15 protein-coding genes are annotated in these 17,812 nt (G+C 67.6%); 7 read left to right on the forward strand and 8 right to left on the reverse strand.

Annotated elements, in window-relative coordinates; genetic code table 11:
• The first annotated feature begins 27 nt into the window (after positions 1–27).
• The 4 genes from ald to HNO51_RS02435 all read left to right on the forward strand — a co-directional run bounded on the left by ald (position 28) and on the right by HNO51_RS02435 (position 5,342).
• Positions 28–1,143, forward strand: coding sequence for an alanine dehydrogenase (gene ald, locus HNO51_RS02420; protein ID WP_209538388.1), 1,116 nt, complete (start codon positions 28–30; stop codon positions 1,141–1,143).
• Between the two features lie 81 nt (positions 1,144–1,224).
• On the forward strand, positions 1,225–2,250 hold the full coding sequence (locus HNO51_RS02425; protein WP_197449472.1) for a tryptophan--tRNA ligase: 1,026 nt from the start codon (positions 1,225–1,227) through the stop codon (positions 2,248–2,250).
• Between the two features lie 117 nt (positions 2,251–2,367).
• Positions 2,368–3,573: a YeeE/YedE family protein gene (locus tag HNO51_RS02430; RefSeq protein WP_209538389.1), complete on the forward strand. Its 1,206-nt coding sequence runs from the start codon at positions 2,368–2,370 to the stop codon at positions 3,571–3,573.
• A 92-nt stretch (positions 3,574–3,665) separates the two neighbouring features.
• Positions 3,666–5,342 carry an NAD-dependent malic enzyme gene (locus tag HNO51_RS02435; RefSeq protein WP_197449474.1) on the forward strand — a complete coding sequence of 559 codons (1,677 nt, stop codon included), beginning with the start codon at positions 3,666–3,668 and terminating at the stop codon, positions 5,340–5,342.
• A 129-nt stretch (positions 5,343–5,471) separates the two neighbouring features.
• On the opposite strand, the gene acnA is transcribed toward HNO51_RS02435, so the two are convergent.
• Positions 5,472–8,222 carry an aconitate hydratase AcnA gene (gene acnA / locus HNO51_RS02440; protein WP_197449475.1) on the reverse strand — a complete coding sequence of 917 codons (2,751 nt, stop codon included), beginning with the start codon at positions 8,220–8,222 and terminating at the stop codon, positions 5,472–5,474.
• 171 nt (positions 8,223–8,393) lie between these two features.
• Between acnA and HNO51_RS02445 the strand changes: the two genes are divergently transcribed.
• Together HNO51_RS02445 and trxB are read left to right on the forward strand one after the other, a co-directional pair.
• Complete coding sequence (locus HNO51_RS02445; protein ID WP_197449476.1) at positions 8,394–8,603, forward strand: zinc ribbon domain-containing protein; 210 nt, start codon at positions 8,394–8,396, stop codon at positions 8,601–8,603.
• A gap of 136 nt (positions 8,604–8,739) precedes the next feature.
• A complete protein-coding gene (gene trxB, locus HNO51_RS02450; RefSeq protein WP_197449477.1) occupies positions 8,740–9,690 on the forward strand; it encodes a thioredoxin-disulfide reductase in 951 nt (316 codons plus the stop codon).
• Between the two features lie 118 nt (positions 9,691–9,808).
• Here trxB and HNO51_RS02455 read toward each other — a convergent pair whose 3' ends face one another.
• Positions 9,809–10,123: a SlyX family protein gene (locus tag HNO51_RS02455; protein ID WP_197449478.1), complete on the reverse strand. Its 315-nt coding sequence runs from the start codon at positions 10,121–10,123 to the stop codon at positions 9,809–9,811.
• Between the two features lie 50 nt (positions 10,124–10,173).
• Between HNO51_RS02455 and HNO51_RS21120 the strand changes: the two genes are divergently transcribed.
• Positions 10,174–10,638: a cold-shock protein gene (locus tag HNO51_RS21120; RefSeq protein WP_209538390.1), complete on the forward strand. Its 465-nt coding sequence runs from the start codon at positions 10,174–10,176 to the stop codon at positions 10,636–10,638.
• A gap of 193 nt (positions 10,639–10,831) precedes the next feature.
• Here the strand turns inward: HNO51_RS21120 and HNO51_RS02465 are convergent, their stop codons facing one another.
• From HNO51_RS02465 to HNO51_RS02490, 6 genes are all read right to left on the reverse strand, one after another.
• Positions 10,832–11,239: a hypothetical protein gene (locus HNO51_RS02465; RefSeq protein WP_197449480.1), complete on the reverse strand. Its 408-nt coding sequence runs from the start codon at positions 11,237–11,239 to the stop codon at positions 10,832–10,834.
• 20 nt (positions 11,240–11,259) lie between these two features.
• Entirely contained in the window at positions 11,260–12,432 is a 1,173-nt protein-coding gene (gene dapE / locus HNO51_RS02470) for a succinyl-diaminopimelate desuccinylase (protein WP_209538391.1), read from the reverse strand.
• On the reverse strand, positions 12,419–13,444 hold the full coding sequence (dapD, locus tag HNO51_RS02475; RefSeq protein ID WP_209538392.1) for a 2,3,4,5-tetrahydropyridine-2,6-dicarboxylate N-succinyltransferase: 1,026 nt from the start codon (positions 13,442–13,444) through the stop codon (positions 12,419–12,421). The genes dapE and dapD overlap by 14 nt, the downstream gene beginning before the upstream one ends.
• Positions 13,445–13,478: 34 nt before the next feature.
• On the reverse strand, positions 13,479–13,823 hold the full coding sequence (locus HNO51_RS02480) for a Spx/MgsR family RNA polymerase-binding regulatory protein (protein ID WP_197449483.1): 345 nt from the start codon (positions 13,821–13,823) through the stop codon (positions 13,479–13,481).
• Positions 13,823–15,022, reverse strand: coding sequence for a succinyldiaminopimelate transaminase (gene dapC / locus HNO51_RS02485; RefSeq protein ID WP_197449484.1), 1,200 nt, complete (start codon positions 15,020–15,022; stop codon positions 13,823–13,825). The genes HNO51_RS02480 and dapC overlap by 1 nt, the downstream gene beginning before the upstream one ends.
• Before the next feature lie 102 nt (positions 15,023–15,124).
• The gene (locus tag HNO51_RS02490) at positions 15,125–17,806 is read right to left on the reverse strand and encodes a [protein-PII] uridylyltransferase (RefSeq protein ID WP_197449485.1); all 2,682 of its coding nucleotides are present in this window, start codon (positions 17,804–17,806) and stop codon (positions 15,125–15,127) included.
• Positions 17,807–17,812 lie beyond the last annotated feature (6 nt).

Below are 17,812 nucleotides of genomic sequence, written 5' to 3' on the forward strand. Positions count from 1 at the left end.
AGGCGTCGAACGCTCAGGAGGTGTCCCATGAAGATCGCCGTGCCGAAGGAAATCAAGAACCATGAATATCGCGTCGCCCTGACGCCGACTGGGGCTCGAGAGCTGGTGGCCCGCGGTCATTCGGTCACCGTGCAGGCTGGCGCTGGCGTCGGTGCGGGCTTCTCCGATGCCGATTATGAAGCGGCCGGGGCCCGGCTCGAGGCGGACCTGGCCACGCTGTGGGGCGACGCCGAGCTGATCCTCAAGGTCAAGGAGCCGCAGCCGGAGGAAGTGGCACGCCTCACCCGCGGCCAGACCCTTTTCACCTACCTGCACCTGGCGGCCGAGGAGAAGCTGACTCGTGGGCTGATGGAGAGCGGGGCCACCTGCATCGCCTACGAGACCGTCACCGACCGCCAGGGCGGCCTGCCGCTGCTGGCGCCGATGAGCACCGTGGCCGGCCGCATGGCGGTACAGGCCGGAGCCCATAGTCTGGAGAAGGCCCAGGGCGGTTCCGGGGTGCTGCTGCCCGGCGTGCCCGGCGTGGCCCCCGGCAAGGTCGCCGTGATCGGCGGCGGCGTGGTGGGCGAGAACGCCGCACGCATGGCGCTGGGCCTGGGCGCCGAGGTCTCGGTGCTCGACAAGTCGATCCCGCGCCTCGAGGTGCTCGACGACCGCTACCAGGGCCGCATGAAGACCGTCTTCTCCACCGCCGACGCCATCGACGAGGCGGTGCGCGAGTGCGACCTGATCGTGGGCGCCGTGCTGATCCCCGGCGCCGCCGCACCCAAGCTGATCACTCGCGCGATGCTGGCCGACATGAAGCCCGGCAGCGTGCTGGTGGACGTGGCCATCGACCAGGGCGGCTGCTTCGAGACCAGCCGTGCCACTACCCATGCCGAGCCGACCTATCTGGTCGACGGCATCGTTCACTACTGCGTGGCCAACATGCCGGGTGCGGTGGCGCGTACCTCGACCCAGGCGTTGACCAACGCCACCCTGCCGTTCGTCATTGCCCTGGCCGACAAGGGCTGGAAGCGGGCACTGGCCGACGATGCCCACTTCCTGCCCGGGCTCAACGTCCACGACGGCCAGGTCACCTACCGCGCCGTGGCCGAGGCCTTCGGCCTTGAGAGCGTCGATCCCGCCAGCCTGATACGGTGAGAGCGGCGCCGGGGGCGGTCGCCTTGACCGTCCCCTCGCGTTACCATAGCGGGCATTTCCGATCAGCAGAGTCCGCTTTCCATGAGTGCAGCTTCCCAGAAGACACGCGTTCTCACCGGCATCACCACCACCGGCACGCCCCACCTGGGCAACTACGTCGGCGCCATCAAGCCGGCCATCGCCGCGAGCCAGGACCCCAGCGTGCAGTCCTACTACTTCCTCGCCGACCTGCATGCGCTGATCAAGTGCCAGGATCCACGCCGGGTGCAGGAGTCGCGCCTGGAGATCGCCGCCACCTGGCTGGCGCTGGGGCTCGACACCGACAACGCCATCTTCTACCGCCAGTCGGACATTCCCGAGATCCCCGAGCTGACCTGGATGCTGTCGTGCGTCTGCGCCAAGGGCCTGATGAACCGCGCCCACGCCTACAAGGCGGCAGTGGCCGAGAACGAGGCCGCCGGCAACCAGGACCCCGACAAAGGCATCACCATGGGGCTATTCGGCTACCCGGTGCTGATGGCTGCCGACATCCTCATGTTCAACGCCAACAAGGTGCCGGTGGGTCGCGACCAGATCCAGCACATCGAGATGGCCCGCGACATGGGTGGGCGCTTCAATCACCTCTACAAGGGCGAATTCTTCACTCTGCCCGAAGCGGTGGTGGACGACGAGGTGGCGGTGCTCGGCGGTCTCGACGGACGCAAGATGTCCAAGAGCTACAACAACACCATTCCGCTGTTCGTCTCCGAGAAGAAGCTGCTCAAGCTGGTGCGCAAGATCAAGACCAACTCGCTGGAGCCCGGCGAGCCCAAGGACCCCGAAGGTTGCACCCTGTTCCAGATCTACGCCGCCTTCGCCACACGTGAGGAGCGCGAGGCGATGCGCCGCGAGTACGCGAACGGCATCGGCTGGGGCGAGGTCAAGAATCGCCTGTTCGAACACCTCAACGCGCAGCTGCGCGAGCCCCGTGAGCGCTATGTGGCGCTCATGGAGGACCCCGGGCACATCGAAAGCGTGCTGCTCAAGGGCGCTGAGCGCGCCCGCGCCGAGGCCGCACCGTTCATGGACAAACTGCGTCATGCCGTGGGGCTGGGCCGTTTCGTCTGATCGGCCTCAGCCTCCGTACAGGGCGCCCCTGCGGCGCCCTGTCTCGTTGCGGCGGCCGGTTGGCGCGCATTGGCGAAACTTGCCACGCTGCATGAGAGAGTCGAGAGGAGAAGTCTCATGGTCACTGCGGTAGAGGCGGTACAACCGCGCCGGATCTCCCTGCTGCTGGGCGCGTTGGTAATGACGGGCGCGCTGCTGGTTGGACTGGCCTTCGGCGCGCGCCTGGGCCTGCTGATGATCGTCGGGGCGCTGCTCGGGGTTTCCCTCTACCACGCCGCCTTCGGCTTCACCGCCGCCTGGCGGGTCTTCATCAGCGAGCGCCGCGGGCGTGGGCTGCGCGCCCAGATGGTGATGCTGGCCATCGCCGTGGTGCTGTTCTTCCCCGCACTGGGTGCGGGTACGCTCTGGGGCCAGAGCGTGTCCGGTTTCGTGGCGCCGATCGGGGTTTCGGTGGTGGTGGGCGCGTTCCTGTTCGGCATCGGCATGCAGCTCGGCGGCGGCTGCGCCTCGGGTACGCTGTTCACCGCCGGCGGCGGCAACGCCCGCATGGCGATCACGCTGCTCTTCTTCATCGTCGGCTCGCTGATCGGCACCGCCCACTTCGCCTGGTGGATGGATCTACCGGCCCTCGAGCCGGTGTCGCTGGTGGCTACCTTCGGCGCAGGCGGCGGCATCGCCGTGAGCCTGGCGCTGTTCGGCGCCATTGCCGTGCTCACGGTACTGCTGGAGAAGCACCGCCATGGCCGTCTGGAGGAGGCGCCGCGGGCCAACTTCAGCCAGGGACGCTGGTTCACCGGGCCCTGGCCGCTGCTGTTCGGCGCGGTGGCGCTGGCGCTGCTCAACTTCACCACCCTGGCGCTGGCCGGCCGCCCCTGGGGCATTACCTCGGCCTTCGCCCTGTGGGGTGCCAAGGCATACGAATTCATCGGCGGTGACGTCAGCCAGTGGGCCTACTGGCAGAGCCCGGGCAACGCCGCGGCGCTCGAGGCCAGCGTGTGGAGCGACATCACCACGGTGATGAACGTGGGCATCATCCTTGGCGCCATGGTCGCTGCCACCCTGGCCGGGCGCTTCGCCCCGACCCTGCGCATCCCGCTGGGCTCGGTGATGGCGGCGATCATCGGCGGCCTGATGCTGGGCTACGGGGCCAGGCTGGCGTTCGGCTGCAACATCGGTGCCTACTTCAGCGGCATTGCCTCGGGCAGCCTGCACGGCTGGGTGTGGCTGGTGGCGGGCTTCGCCGGCAACATGCTCGGCGTGCGGCTGCGCCCGTGGTTTTTCGATCGTCCGCCCAGCAACAGGACACGCGCCAAGGTCAGCTGATGCGCCACGATGGCAGAGGCGTGGTAGAGTTGGCGCCAAGGCGCCAGTAGAGCGCCTACGGCCCGGTTCCAGTCACCGTATCGAGACAAGAGATGCCCGAAAGCAAACGTCCACTTTACATTCCCTACGCTGGCCCTCCGCTGCTCGAGATGCCGCTGCTCAACAAGGGCAGCGCCTTCACCCGCGAGGAGCGGCTCGAGTTCAACCTGGTCGGCCTGCTGCCGCAGAACGTGGAATCGATCGAGGAGCAGGCCGAACGCGCCTATCGCCAGTACCAGCAGTGCCACAGCGACCTTGAGCGGCACATCCACCTGCGGGCGATCCAGGACGACAACGAGACCCTCTACTACCACCTGGTGATGCAGCACCTCGAGGAGATGCTGCCGATCATCTACACCCCCACGGTGGGCCAGGCCTGCGAGGAGTTCTCCAACATCTACCGCAGCCACCGGGGCCTGTTCGTCAGCTACCCCGACCGCGAGCGTATGGACGACATCCTGCGCAGTGCCACCAAGGACCGGGTCAAGGTGATCGTGGTGACCGACGGCGAGCGTATCCTCGGCCTCGGCGACCAGGGCATCGGCGGCATGGGCATTCCCATCGGCAAGCTGGCGCTGTATACCGCCTGCGGCGGCATCAGCCCCGCCTATACGCTGCCGATCACCCTCGACGTGGGCACCAACAACCAGACCCTGCTCGACGATCCGATGTACATGGGCTGGCGGCATCCGCGTATCTCCCAGGAGGAGTACGACGCCTTCGTCGACGAGTTCATCGCCGCGGTGAAACGCCGCTGGCCCAACGTGCTGCTCCAATTCGAGGATTTCGCCCAGGCCAACGCCGTGCCGCTGCTGGAGCGCTATCGCGATCAGCTGTGCTGCTTCAACGACGACGTGCAGGGCACCGCTGCCGTGGCCGTGGGCACCCTGATGGCGGCCTGCCAGGCCCGCGACGAGACCATCGCCGACCAGCGCGTGGTGTTCGTCGGTGCCGGTTCCGCCGGCTGCGGCATCGCCGAGCAGGTGGTGGTGGCGATGCAGGCGGAGGGGCTCTCCGAGAAGGAGGCGCGGCGGCGCGTCTTCATGGTCGACCGCGATGGCCTGGTGACCTCGGACCAGCCGTGGCTGCGCGACTTCCAGCGGCGCCTGGCGCACGACCCGGAACTGGTCGCGGCGTGGCAGGATCAATCCCTGCTCGAGGTGGCGCGCCATATCAAGCCCACGGTGCTGATCGGCGTCTCGGGCCAGCCGGGACTGTTCTCCGAGGAGGTGGTCCGCGCCATGCACGCCGGCTGCGAGCGCCCGGTGATCATGCCGCTCTCCAACCCCACCTCGCGCGCCGAGGCCACGCCCGCGGACGTGATCGAGTGGACCGACGGTCAGGCGCTGGTGGCCACCGGCAGCCCCTTCATGCCGGTGGTGCACGATGGCAAGACCTATCCCATCGCTCAGTGCAACAACGCCTACATCTTCCCCGGCATCGGTCTCGGCGTGGTCGCCAGCGGTGCCAAGCGAATCACCGACACCATGCTGATGACCGCGTCCCGGGCGCTGGCTCGCGAGGCGCCGCTGGTCAAGGAGGGTGAAGGGGCGCTGCTGCCGCCGCTGTCGCATATCCGCGAACTCTCCAAGGCGATCGCCTTCGAGGTCGCTGCCCAGGCCCAGCAGGAGGGCGTGGCACTGCGTACCGACGGCATCAAGTTGCGCGAGGCGATAGAGCGCAGCAGCTGGACGCCGGAGTATCGCAGCTATCGGCGCCGCTCGTTCTAGGTGCAAGCTACGGGCTACGGGTCTCGAGCTGCGAGCAAGATGCAGCCCGCAACCCATAGCCCGACACAAAGAGGCCCCGCCGGCTGCCGACGGGGCCTTTCTCGTGTAGCGCAACAGGCAGGAAGGGGCTCAGGCTGCGCCGATCATTCGCCGCAGCACGTAGTGGAGGATGCCGCCGTGGCGGTAGTACTCCAGCTCGTTGGCGGTGTCGATGCGGCACAGCGCCTCGATGCGCTTCTCGCCCTTGTCGCTCTTGATGGTCACCGTCACCTTGCCGCCCGGGGTGAGGTCGGCCAGCCCCTCGATCGAGATCGTCTCGTCGCCGGTCAGGCCGAGGCTCTTGCGATCCTCGCCCTCGGGGAACTGCAGCGGCACCACACCCATGCCGATCAGGTTGGAGCGGTGGATGCGCTCGTAGGACTCGGCGAGCACCGCGCGCACGCCGAGCAGGCGCGTGCCCTTGGCCGCCCAGTCGCGTGACGAGCCGGTGCCGTACTCCTTGCCGGCTATCACGACGAGCGGCGTGCCCTTCTCCTGGTACTTCATGGCGGCGTCGTAGATCGCCATCTGCTCGCCCGAGGGCACGTGGCGGGTCTCGCCGCCGACCACGCCGTCGAGCATCTCGTTTCTGATGCGCACGTTGGCGAAGGTGCCGCGCATCATCACCTCGTGGTTGCCGCGCCGCGAGCCGTAGGAGTTGAAGTCCACCGGCTTGATGCCGCGCTCTTGCAGGTAGCGCCCGGCGGGGCTGTCGGGCTTGATCGAGCCAGCCGGCGAGATGTGGTCGGTGGTCACCGAGTCGCCCAGCAGGGCGAGGATATGGGCGTCCCGCACGTCCTCGATCGGGTCGGGGTCACGGCCCATGCCCTCGAAGAAGGGCGGGTGCTGGATGTAGGTCGAGGAGGGAGACCACTCGTAGACCTGGCTCTGCGGTACCTGCAGGGCCTTCCAGGTCTCGTCGCCTTCGAATACCTCGGCGTACTCCTTGCGGAACATCTCGGTCTTGACCTTCTCCACGGCGCTGGCGATATCGGCCTGGGAGGGCCAGATGTCATGCAGGTAGACCGGGTTACCGTCCCGATCCTCACCCAGCGGATCGCGGCTGAGGTCGAGGCGTACGTTGCCGGCCAGGGCATAGGCCACCACCAGCGGCGGCGAGGCGAGCCAGTTGGTCTTCACCAGCGGGTGGATGCGCCCCTCGAAGTTGCGGTTGCCGGAGAGCACCGAGGCCACGGTGAGATCGCCGTCCTCGATCGCCTTCTCGATGGGCGGCGGCAGCGGGCCGGAGTTGCCGATGCAGGTGGTGCAGCCGTAACCCACCAGGTTGAAGCCCAGGGCGTCGAGGTCTTCGTTGACGCCACCCGCTTCGAGATACTCGGTGACCACCTTGGAGCCCGGCGCCAGCGAGGTCTTGACCCAGGGCTTGGTCTTGAGCCCCTTGGCCAGGGCGTTGCGCGCCAGTAGCCCCGCGGCCATCATTACGCTGGGGTTGGAGGTGTTGGTACAGGAGGTGATCGCGGCAATCACCACGGCGCCCGGGTTGAGCATGAACCGCTCGCCGTCCATCTCGACGTCCTGGCTGTCGTGGTGCTCGTAGCTCTCGTGCACGCCGACCGCCGTCTGGCCGCCTTCGGAATTGAGCCGCCCGCGCTCCTCGCTGGGCGGGGCCTTGCCATTTTCCTCGCCCGCCATCAGCTTCTCGAAGGTGGTCTTCATGTCTTTCAGGGCGACACGGTCCTGGGGGCGCTTGGGGCCGGCCAGGCTGGCTTCGACGTCACCGAGGTCGAGGTGCAGGGTGTCGCTGAAGATCGGTTCGTCCCCGGGCTCGCGCCACAGCCCCTGGGCCTTGCTGTACGCTTCCACCAGGGCGATCTGGGCATCGTCGCGGCCGGTCAGGCGCAGGTAGGCCAGGGTTTCGTCGTCGACCGGGAAGAAACCGCAGGTGGCGCCATACTCCGGCGCCATGTTGGCGATGGTGGCGCGGTCGGCCAGCGGCAGGTCGGCCAGGCCGTCGCCGTAGAACTCGACGAACTTGCCCACCACACCGCGGCTGCGCAGCATCTGGGTCACCGTCAGCACCAGGTCGGTGGCGGTGATGCCCTCCTTGAGCTTGCCGGTGAGCTTGAAGCCCACCACCTCGGGGATGAGCATCGATACCGGCTGGCCGAGCATGGCGGCTTCGGCCTCGATGCCGCCCACGCCCCAGCCCAGCACGCCGAGGCCGTTGATCATGGTGGTATGGGAGTCGGTGCCCACCAGGGTGTCGGGGTAGGCGAAGGTCTTGCCGTCCTCCTCCTTGCTCCACACCGTGCGGCCCAGGTACTCGAGGTTGACCTGGTGGCAGATGCCGGTGCCCGGCGGCACCACGCGGAAGTTGTCGAAGGCCTGTTGGCCCCAGCGCAGGAACTCGTAGCGCTCGCGGTTGCGCTCCATCTCGATGGCGACGTTGTCCTTGAAGGCGGTGGGGTTACCGAACTTGTCGACCATCACCGAGTGGTCGATCACCAGATCCACCGGCGACAGTGGGTTGATGCGCGAGGGATCCTCGCCGAGCTTCTGCACCGCGGCGCGCATCGAGGCCAGGTCCACCACGCCGGGAACGCCGGTGAAGTCCTGCATCAGCACCCTGGCCGGGCGATAGCCGATCTCGCGGCTGGAGCGCCCGCCCTGCTGCCAGTCGACCAGCGCCTGAAGGTCCTCGCGGGCGACGCTCTCGTCGTCGGCGAAGCGTAGCTGGTTCTCCAGCAGGATCTTCAGCGTCTTCGGCAGCCTGTCGATGTTGCCCAGGGCGGCGGCTGCCTGCGGCAGGCTGTAGTAGTGGTAGGTGCTGCCGCCGACAGCCAGGGTCTGCTGGGTGTCCGGCATCTCGTCACGGCTCATGAAGGCCTCCTGTCACGATAGTGAACGGTCCTTTTCTTTGCTCTCATGCTTAGCACATGGTCATGATAGGCCCCCCTTTCAAGCGCTGCCCAAGGTTTCTATGCTGAACGAAAACCGTTGCGTGGCGCTGCCGCCCCGGTAGGAGAGGGCGAGCGCCGGGAGTTTCCCGTCATGCATGAAGAACAGCTCGATACTCATCCGGTCCACTGCCCCTACTGCAGCATGCCTTTCGACCTGCCAGTCGACGTCTCGCAAGGCAGCCATCAGACGTGGGAAGACTGCCCCTACTGCTGTGCGCCGATCCAACTGCGGGTGGAAGTGTCGCCGATGACGGGAGAGCTCGATGCCCTGGTGCTGGGGCGCGACGACGAAGTCCTGTGAAGACACGGGCCGGGGCGACGCCCTCGGCATCGTAGGCTGGTACAATGGCGGCAACCCTATGCCCCGGCGGGTTGCCATGGCAGCGACCGGGACATGACAAGCCTCATCCTGTTTTCGAGCTGCGAGGATTCCCTTCATGAGCGAAGCGCGTCACGAACGCCTGATCATTCTCGGTTCCGGTCCGGCCGGCTATACCGCCGCGGTCTACGCGGCGCGGGCCAACCTCAAGCCGGTGCTGATCACCGGCATCCAGGCCGGCGGCCAGTTGACCACCACCACCGACGTCGACAACTGGCCCGGCGACGATGCCGGCGTGCAGGGACCGGAACTCATGGAGCGCATGAAGCGCCATGCCGAACGCTTCGATACCGAAGTGCTGTTCGACCACATCCATGAGGTGGACCTGCGCAACCGTCCCTTCACTCTGAAGGGCGACAGCGGCAGCTACACTTGCGATGCGCTGATCGTCGCTACCGGCGCCAGCGCCCGCTACCTGGGGTTGCCCTCCGAGCAGCAGTACATGGGCCAGGGGGTGTCGGCCTGCGCCACCTGCGATGGCTTCTTCTACCGCAACAAGGAGGTGGTGGTGGTGGGCGGCGGCAATACCGCCGTGGAAGAGGCGCTCTACCTCTCCAACATCGCCTCCAAGGTGACCCTGGTGCACCGGCGCGACAGCCTGCGCGCCGAGAAGATCCTGCAGGATCGCCTGCGCGAGAAGGCCGAGAGCGGCAACGTGGTGCTCGAGTGGAACCACGTGGTGGAGGAAGTGCTGGGCGACGCCAGCGGCGTGACCGGTGTGCGCGTACGCTCCACCGTGGATGGCGGCGTGAAGGAGATCGCGGCGCCGGGGGTGTTCATCGCCATCGGCCACAGCCCCAACACCGGCATCTTCGAGGGCCAGCTCGAGATGCACGACGGCTACATCAAGGTGAAGTCCGGCCTCGAGGGCAACGCCACGGCCACCAGCGTGCCGGGCGTGTTCGCCGCCGGCGACGTGATGGATCACGTCTACCGCCAGGCGGTGACCTCCGCCGGCACCGGCTGCATGGCGGCATTGGATGCGGAGCGCTACCTCGACGACCTGTAGAACGCGGCTACGCCGCTGCAGAGGGAAGAGCGGCGCTGCGCACCTGGAAGACAGAAGAGAAAACCTTGGGTCGAGGAGAGGTAGCCATGGGCTGGCTTTCCTCTTCTCCCTTCCTTCTTCAGTAATGCGGCGGCACTTCGTCCTGCGCTGACGGTGCCGCCATCTCCGAATCCTGTAGCGCCCGCTGCTGGTCGCGCAGCTTTTCCTGCATCAGGGCGTTGATCCGCTCGAGCTGCGCCAGGCGCCGCTCCTGGGCAGCCACCGCCTGGTCCAGCGTATCCAGCCAGTGTTCCTGATAGGCAATCCGGCTCTCCAGGGCTTCCAGTCGGGTGGCGAGCGCCTGGGAAAGGCTCATGCTAGAATCGTCGCGCTGCGTGTCGCTGTTCATCGTGACACCTTCATTGGTCGGCGGGGCCTCGGGTCGCGTCGTCATCGAACATCCTGTTTCTTCAATTCCCCATAACAAGTGAGCAATACGGATCCATGAATCGCAAGGTCATCATTCGCTGTACGTTGGTCAGCCTGTTGCTGGCGCTGCCGGCGCCGTTGCTGATTGCCCTGTCCCTGGCCCTGGCCGATGTCGGCCTGCCCCAGCAGCTCCTGACCCTGCTGGAGCCCGGCGGCTATGCGGTGGGTTATGTCACCGTCTCCCTCGCCGTCTTCGTGCTGCTGCTCATCGCCACGCTGTCCACCCAGGCGCTGAACCCGCAGCTGGCGGTGCTCGCCGCCGTGGAGAACGACGATCGCGAGATCGGCGAGGTCAAGTGGTTCAACGTCAACAAGGGCTACGGTTTCATCAAGCGCGAGAGTGGCGAGGACGTCTTCGTCCACTTTCGCGCCATTCGCGGCCGCGGCCATCGTACCCTGGCCGAGGGCCAGAAGGTGCGCTATCACGTGATCGAGAACGAGCGGGGATTGCAAGCCGACGACGTCACGGTCATCACTTGAGCGAAGCGCCTGCGCTCGACCAGGCGTTGTTGGAATTGCAGCGCGAGAGGCTCATTTACTAAAGTAAACTCCGCTCTCTCGCTGCAATCCCGCCTAGCCTGGCCATCACTCGGCAGCTTCTCGCATCGAGTCTCACTCTAACCAACCCATCGCCCTGCATGTTTCAGAACATGCGGGGCGATGTCGTTTCGAGTCACTGGCCGGAGTCGGGCCAGTCGATGGCATTTTCGCTGCCGTCGGGCAGCACCTGCCAGAAGCGGTCGGGGTCGTCGCCGGGCTGCCAGCCGCCCAGCGAGCAGCGTACCTCGCAGCCGAGCCGTGCAGCGGCGTCGCGGGCGCAGTCGCAGTCTCTCAACCACGGCGTGTGCGAGCTGTCGAACCACAGGCTGGCGAAGCCGTCGGCGGCCTTCTCGACCAGCAGCACCGGGATCTCGTGCCCGGCGTGATGGCCGCGGGTCTGCCACTTGCCGCGCCCGGCACCGCGCAGCGGGGCGGCATCCAGCGTCTCGCCGAGCCAGGCATCGATCGCTCCCGGCTGAGGGTGGCGCAGGTAGATCTCGATGTCCGGGTAGCGCATGTGGCTGTCGTGCGGGTGTGGCATGGTGAACCCTCTTGGCGCGGTCAGGGCCGGGCGGTGCCGTTGACGAAGAGCCTGGCCAGGATCGTTTCGTAGATCCGGCTCAGGTCGTCGAGGTCGGCGGCGCGAACGTGCTCGTTGGTCTGGTGAATGGTGGCATTGCGTGGCCCCAGTTCCACCACCTGGCTGCCCAGCGTGGCGATGAAACGCCCATCCGAGGTACCACCGCTGGTCGAGAGCCGCGGGCGGCGGCCGAGCACGCTTTCCACGCCGTGCAGGGCGGCGTCCACCAGTTCGCCCTCGGCGGTGAGGAACGGTTCGCCGTTGAGCGTCCAGTCGAGCTGGTACTCGAGGCCGTGGGCATCGAGGATCGCCTCGGTGCGTGAGCGCAGCTGCTCATGGGTCACTTCGGTGGAGAAACGGAAGTTGAACACCGCCTCCACCTCGCCGGGGATCACGTTGGTGGCCCCGGTGCCGGCACGCAGATTGGAGATCTGGAAGCTGGTGGCCGGGAAGAAGTCGTTGCCGCCGTCCCAGTGCTCGTGCACCAGCGCGTCGAGTGCCGGCATGACCTGGTGGATGGGGTTGCGCGCCAGGTGCGGGTAGGCCACGTGGCCCTGGATGCCGCGTACGTGCAGCACGCCGCCGAGCGAGCCGCGGCGGCCGTTCTTGATCACGTCGCCTAGCACGTCGGTGGAGGAGGGCTCGCCGACGATGCAGTAGTCGAGCCGCTCGTGGCGTTCACGCAGGTGTTCGACCACGGCCCGGGTGCCATCCACCGCGGGGCCCTCCTCGTCGGAGGTGATCAGGAAGGCAATGCGGCCGTGGTGATCGGGGTGGGCGGTCACGAAGCGCTCCACCGCGGTGACCATCGCTGCCAGGCTGCCCTTCATGTCGGCCGAGCCGCGGCCGCGCAGCATGCCGGCCTCGTCGATGACGGGTTCGAAGGGAGGCGTGTCCCAGTGGGTGTGGGGGCCGCTCGGCACCACGTCGGTATGGCCGGCGAAGGCCAGTACCGGGCCGTGATGGCCATGGGTCGCCCAGAAGTTCTCCACGTCGCCGAAGGGCAGGCGTTCGACCTGGAAGCCCAACCGCTCCAGGCGCTCGATCATCAGCGCCTGGCAGCCGAGGTCGTCGGGCGTGACCGAGGGGCGGCGAATCAGCTCGAAGGCGAGCTGCAGGGTCGCGGAGAGCCCCTGTGGATCAGTCGTTGGCATGCAGGGCCTCGTTGAGCGCGATGGCGCTCTTGTTGGTCAGGCACTCGATGCGACCGTTCTGCGAATTGCGCCGCAGCAGCAGGTCGCTCTGGCCGGCCAGTTCGCGCGCCGCCACGGTCTTGACCTCCTGGCCCTGGTCGTCGAGCAGGGTGACCTTGGCGCCGGCGGTGATGTAGAGCCCGGCCTCCACGGTGCAGCGGTCGCCCAGCGGAATGCCGATGCCGGCATTGGCGCCGATCAGGCAGCCCTCGCCCACCTTGATGACGATGTTGCCGCCGCCGGAGAGGGTGCCCATGGTGGAACAGCCACCGCCCAGGTCGGAGCCCCGGCCCACCATCACGCCGGCGGAGATGCGGCCCTCGATCATGCCCGGGCCCTCGGTGCCGGCGTTGAAGTTGACGAAGCCCTCATGCATGACGGTGGTGCCTTCGCCCAGGTAGGCGCCCAGGCGCACCCGCGCGGTGTCGGCGATGCGCACGCCGCTCGGCACCACGTAGTCGGTCATCTTGGGGAACTTGTCGACGCAGTCCACCGACAGGGCGCGGCCCTCCAGGCGCGCCTTGAGGCGACGGGCGGGCAGCTCCTCGATGTCGATCGGGCCCTCGCTGCTCCAGGCCACGTTGCGCAGCAGACCGAACATGCCGGTGAGGTCGACGCCGTGCGGCTTGACCAGGCGGTGCGACAGCAGGTGCAGCTTGAGATAGACCTCGGGGGCGCTCTGCGGCGGCAGGTCGCTGTCGAGGAAGGTGGCGACCAGCGGACGCTGGCTGGCGGCCAGTGCCTCGGCCAGCTCGGCCTGGGCCACGTGACCCGCCGCCCTGAGTGCCTCGGCCAGCGTGGCGCAGTGCTCCGGCAGGAAGCTGACGGCGCCGTTGCCGGTGGGAACGTCGAGCACCTTGCCCACGGCCTCCACCAGGCTGGCATCCGGCTTGAGCAGCGGCGCCGGATAGTAGATCTCCAGCCAGTCGCCCTGGGTGTTCTGGGTGCCGATTCCGAAGGCAAAACTCAGCATGGGGGTGTCCTCACGTCTTGAAGGGGGATGGGCCTCAGCCCTTGAGATCGTCGTAGTCGCCGTCGCGGTAGCCGACGCGTATTTCGTCACCGGTATCGAGCAACGGCCGCTTGAGCAGGGTGGGGTGGGCCATGAGCAATGCACGCACCTTGTTGGCGTCGAGGTCCTGCTTGTCCTCCTCGGGCAGGTTGCGCCAGGTGGTGCTGCGCCGGTTGATGGCCTCCATCACGGGGACCCGGGCGAGGATGTGCTCGAGCAGCGCGGCGGAGAGGCCGTCCTCGCGCAGGTCGTGGACCTGATAGGGCAGGCCCTTCGCGTCCAGGGCCTGGCGCGCCTTGCGGCAGGTGTCGCAGTTCTTGATCACGAAGAGGGTCGCCATCATGCACTCCTTTCGATGAAACGGCGAATGCGCCGGGCGGCTTCCACGGTGGCGTCGAGGTCGGCGACCAGCGCCAGGCGGATGCGGCCCGCACCGGGATTGGTGCCGTCGTGGCCCTGGCGTCCCATGTAGGCGCCGGGAAGCACGCTGACGTGCTCGGCGGCAAACAGCGCCCGGGCGAAGGCCTCGTCGTCACCGCCCGGCACCGCCGGCCATAGGTAGAAACTGGCCTCGGGGGAGGGAAATTCAAGTACCGGGGCAAGCATCTCGGTCACCGCGGCGAACGTCTCGCGGTAGGCGTCGCGGTTGGCACGCACGTGAGCTTCGTCGTTCCAGGCGGTGATCGAGGCGTGCTGCAGCGGCAGCGACATGGCGCAGCCGTGATAGGTGCGGTAGCGCTTGAACGGCGCGATCAGCTCGGCGTCGCCGGCGACGAAGCCGGAGCGCAGCCCCGGCAGGTTGGAGCGCTTGGAGAGCGAATGGAACACCAGGCAGCGCCGGTAGTCGTGGCGGCCGAGGGCGGCGCAGGCCTCGAGCAGTCCCGGCGGCGGGGCGTCCTCGTCGAGGTAGAGCTCGGAGTAGCACTCGTCGGAGGCGATGATGAAATCGAACTCGTCGGCCAGGTCAATCAGCTTCTCGAACTCGGCGCGCGGCGTTACCGCCCCGGTGGGGTTGCCCGGCGAGCAGAGGAAGAGGATCTGCACCTCGCGCCAGGTCTCGGGCGGCACGGCATCGAAATCGGGGCGAAAGCCGTTTTCGGCCCGGCAGTCGAGGTAGAGCGGCTGGCCGCCGGCGAGCAGGGTGGCGCCCTCGTAGATCTGGTAGAAGGGGTTGGGTACCGCCACCCGGGCCGGACGGCGGCGGTCCAGGGCGGCCTGGACGAAGGCGAAGATCGCCTCGCGGGTGCCGTTGACCGGCAGCACCTGGCGCTCGGCGTCGAGCCCCTCGAGGCCGAAGCGCCGTGTGGCCCAGCCGGCGATGGCGTCGCGCAGCTCGGGAATGCCGGCGGTGGCCGGGTAGCGGGCGAAATCCTGCTGGTGGGCCTGGAGCGTCGCCAGGGCGGCAGCGAAGGGGGCGTGCTGCGGTTCGCCGATGGTCAGCGGGATGTGCGCGAGCCCCGTAGGGGGCGTCACGCCGGCCTTCAGCTTGGCCAGCCTTTCGAAGGGATACGGCTTGAGGGCGTCGAGGTCGGGGTTCATCGGTGTCCAGGCGCCGTGGGGCGGCGTCGTTGTCGTGTCTGCGGGCAGACCGACGATTATAGGGAAGCGCCAGGCTCGCCTCAAACCCGGACGTGGCGGGCGTCAGCCCGCCACGTCCAGCACCTCGATCAGCCGCTCGCGCAGGCGCTGCTGACGGGCGGGGTCGGTCAGCGGTGTGCCCGTCTTGTCGGTAATGAAGAAGACGTCCTCGACCCGCTCGCCCAGGGTGGCGATCTTGGCCGCCGAGAGCGAGATGTCCTGCTCCATGAAGATGCGTCCGACCCGGGCCAGCAGGCCGGGGCGGTCGGGGGCGGTCAGCTCCAGCAGGGTGCGCTCGTTGGCCGGGTCCTGCTCGATCAGCACCTCGGTCGGTACCTTGAAGTGGCGCAGCTGGCGCGGGGTATGACGGGTGACGATCTGCGGGTAGTCGTCGGGGTCGTCGAGCTCCTCGACCAGATGCGCGCGGATCTCCTCGATGCGGTTCGGGTCGCGGATGGCACGGCCCTGGTCGTCGAGCACGATGAAGGTGTTGAGCGTCCAGTCGTTGCTCGAGGTGGCGATGCGCGCGTCGTGGATGGAGAGCCCGAGCTGCTCCATGGCGGCGGCGGTGGCGGCGAACAGGTCGTCCACCGAGCGGGTGTGGATGAACACCTTGGTGCCGCCGTCGGTCATGTCGTCGGTGGGGGCGCTGATCAGGATCAGCGGCAGCGGCGACTCCCCGTGGGCCAGGATGCCCATGGTCTGCCAGGCGATCTCGCTGGGCGCGTACTGCAGGAAGTACTCCTCCCCGAGCGACTCCCACAGGCGGTCGACCCGGTCGATGTCGGCCCCCACCGTGGCCAGCAGCGAGCGCGACTCGCTGCGGGTCTCGCGCACCCACTCCTCGCGGTCCAGCGGGTTGTCCAGGCCGCGGCGCAGGGCGCGCTTGGTTTCGGCGTGGAGCTGGCGGAGCAGCGAGGCGCGCCAGCCGTTCCACAGCGTCGGGTTGGTGGCGTTGATGTCGGCCACGGTCAGCACGTAGAGGTAATCGAGGCGGATCTCGTCGCCGACCTGGGCGGCGAATTCGCGGATCACGTCGGGGTCGGTGATGTCGCGCTTCTGCGCCACCATCGACATCACCAGGTGATTCTCCACCAGCCAGCTGACCAGCCGCGTGTCGCGGCTCGACAGGCCGTGGCGCTCGGCGAAGCGCTCCACGTCGCGGGCACCGAGGAGCGAGTGGTCGCCGCCGCGTCCCTTGCCGATGTCGTGGTAGAGACCCGCGATCCAGAGCAGCTCGAGCTTGGGCAGCTGGTGCACCAGCGCTGCCGCCACCGGGAAGTCATCGCGCGCCTCGGGCTTGCGAAACTGGTGGATGAACTTGAGCAGGCGCAGGGTGTGGGCGTCCACGGTGTAGATGTGGAACAGGTCGTGCTGCATCAGGCCCACCGCCTGGCCGAACTCGGGCAGGTACTTGCCCAGCACGCCGTAGCGGTTCATGCGCCGCAGTTGGCGCGCCACGTTGCCGCTGGAGCAGAGCAGCGACATGAACAGGTGCTGGTGCTGGGCGTCGTCGCGGTAGAGGTCGTCGATCAGGTGGCGGTTGTCGCGAATCAGGCGGATGGTGTCGGCGCGCACGCCCTCGATCTCGGGGTGCTCGGCCATCAGCAGGAACAGCTCGAGCAGCGCATAGGGGTGGTCGCGAAACACCGAGCGGGTGCGCGCCTTGATGTAGCCGCCCTCGATCACGAAGCGCTCGTTGAGATCGGCGGTCTCCAGACGCTCGCCGCTGCGCAGGATCGCCTCGTCGAAGTGCTGCAGCAGCATGTCGTTGAGACCCGCCAGCGCCGTGACGTGGCGGTAGTAGCGCTTCATGAACTGCTCGACGGCGAGCCGCTCGGGGGTGTCGCGAAAACCGAACAGCTCGGCGATGGTGCGCTGGTGGTCGAACAGCAGGCGATCCTCGGCGCGGCCGGTGAGCATGTGCAGCGCATAGCGCACCTGCCACAGGAAGGCCTGGCCCTGGCTCAGGATGCGCAGCTCGGCATCGTTCATGAAGCCGTTCGCCACCAGATCCTCGTAGCGCTGGCTGCCGAAGTGGCGCTTGGCCACCCAGCCGATCATCTGGATGTCGCGCAGCCCGCCCGGTGAACTCTTGATGTTGGGCTCGAGGTGGTACTCGGAGTTGTTGAAGCGGTGATGGCGGGCGATCTGCTCCTGCCACTTGGCCTCGAAGAATCGGTCCGACGGCCACATCCGCTCGCGGGCGATGCGCGCCTTCATCGCCTCGCGCAGCGACTCGGGGCCGGCCAGGAGGCGCGACTCCATCAGGTTGGTGATGACGGTGATGTCGCCTTCTGCCTCGCGTTCGCAGTCGGCAAGCGAGCGCACGCTGTGGCCGATCTCCAGGCCGATGTCCCACAGCAGGGTGATGAAGGCGGTCAGTCCTTCGCGGTAGGGCGTGTCGTCGTCGTCCTCGAGCAGCAGCATCAGGTCGACGTCGGAGTGCGGATGCAGCTCGCCGCGGCCGTAGCCGCCCACGGCGAGCAGCGCCACGCCGTCGTCGGGCCAGTCGTGCAGCGACCACGCCACACCGAGCAGCTGGTCGAGGCACCAGGCCCGACCGTGCACCAGATCGCGGATGTCGGCACCGGCATGGAAGCGCTCGTCGAGCCGGCGCTGGATGTCGCGCAGCGCTGTCTTGAACGGCGCGATGGGTGAACGCGTGCCGGCCAGTTCGCGGCGGAAGGTCTCGGCGTCGAACAGCGTCTCGTCGGGCACGAAGCGGTAGTGGTGCAGGAGCATGTTGGC

This window comes from Billgrantia sulfidoxydans (assembly GCF_017868775.1).
Lineage (GTDB): Bacteria > Pseudomonadota > Gammaproteobacteria > Pseudomonadales > Halomonadaceae > Halomonas > Halomonas sulfidoxydans.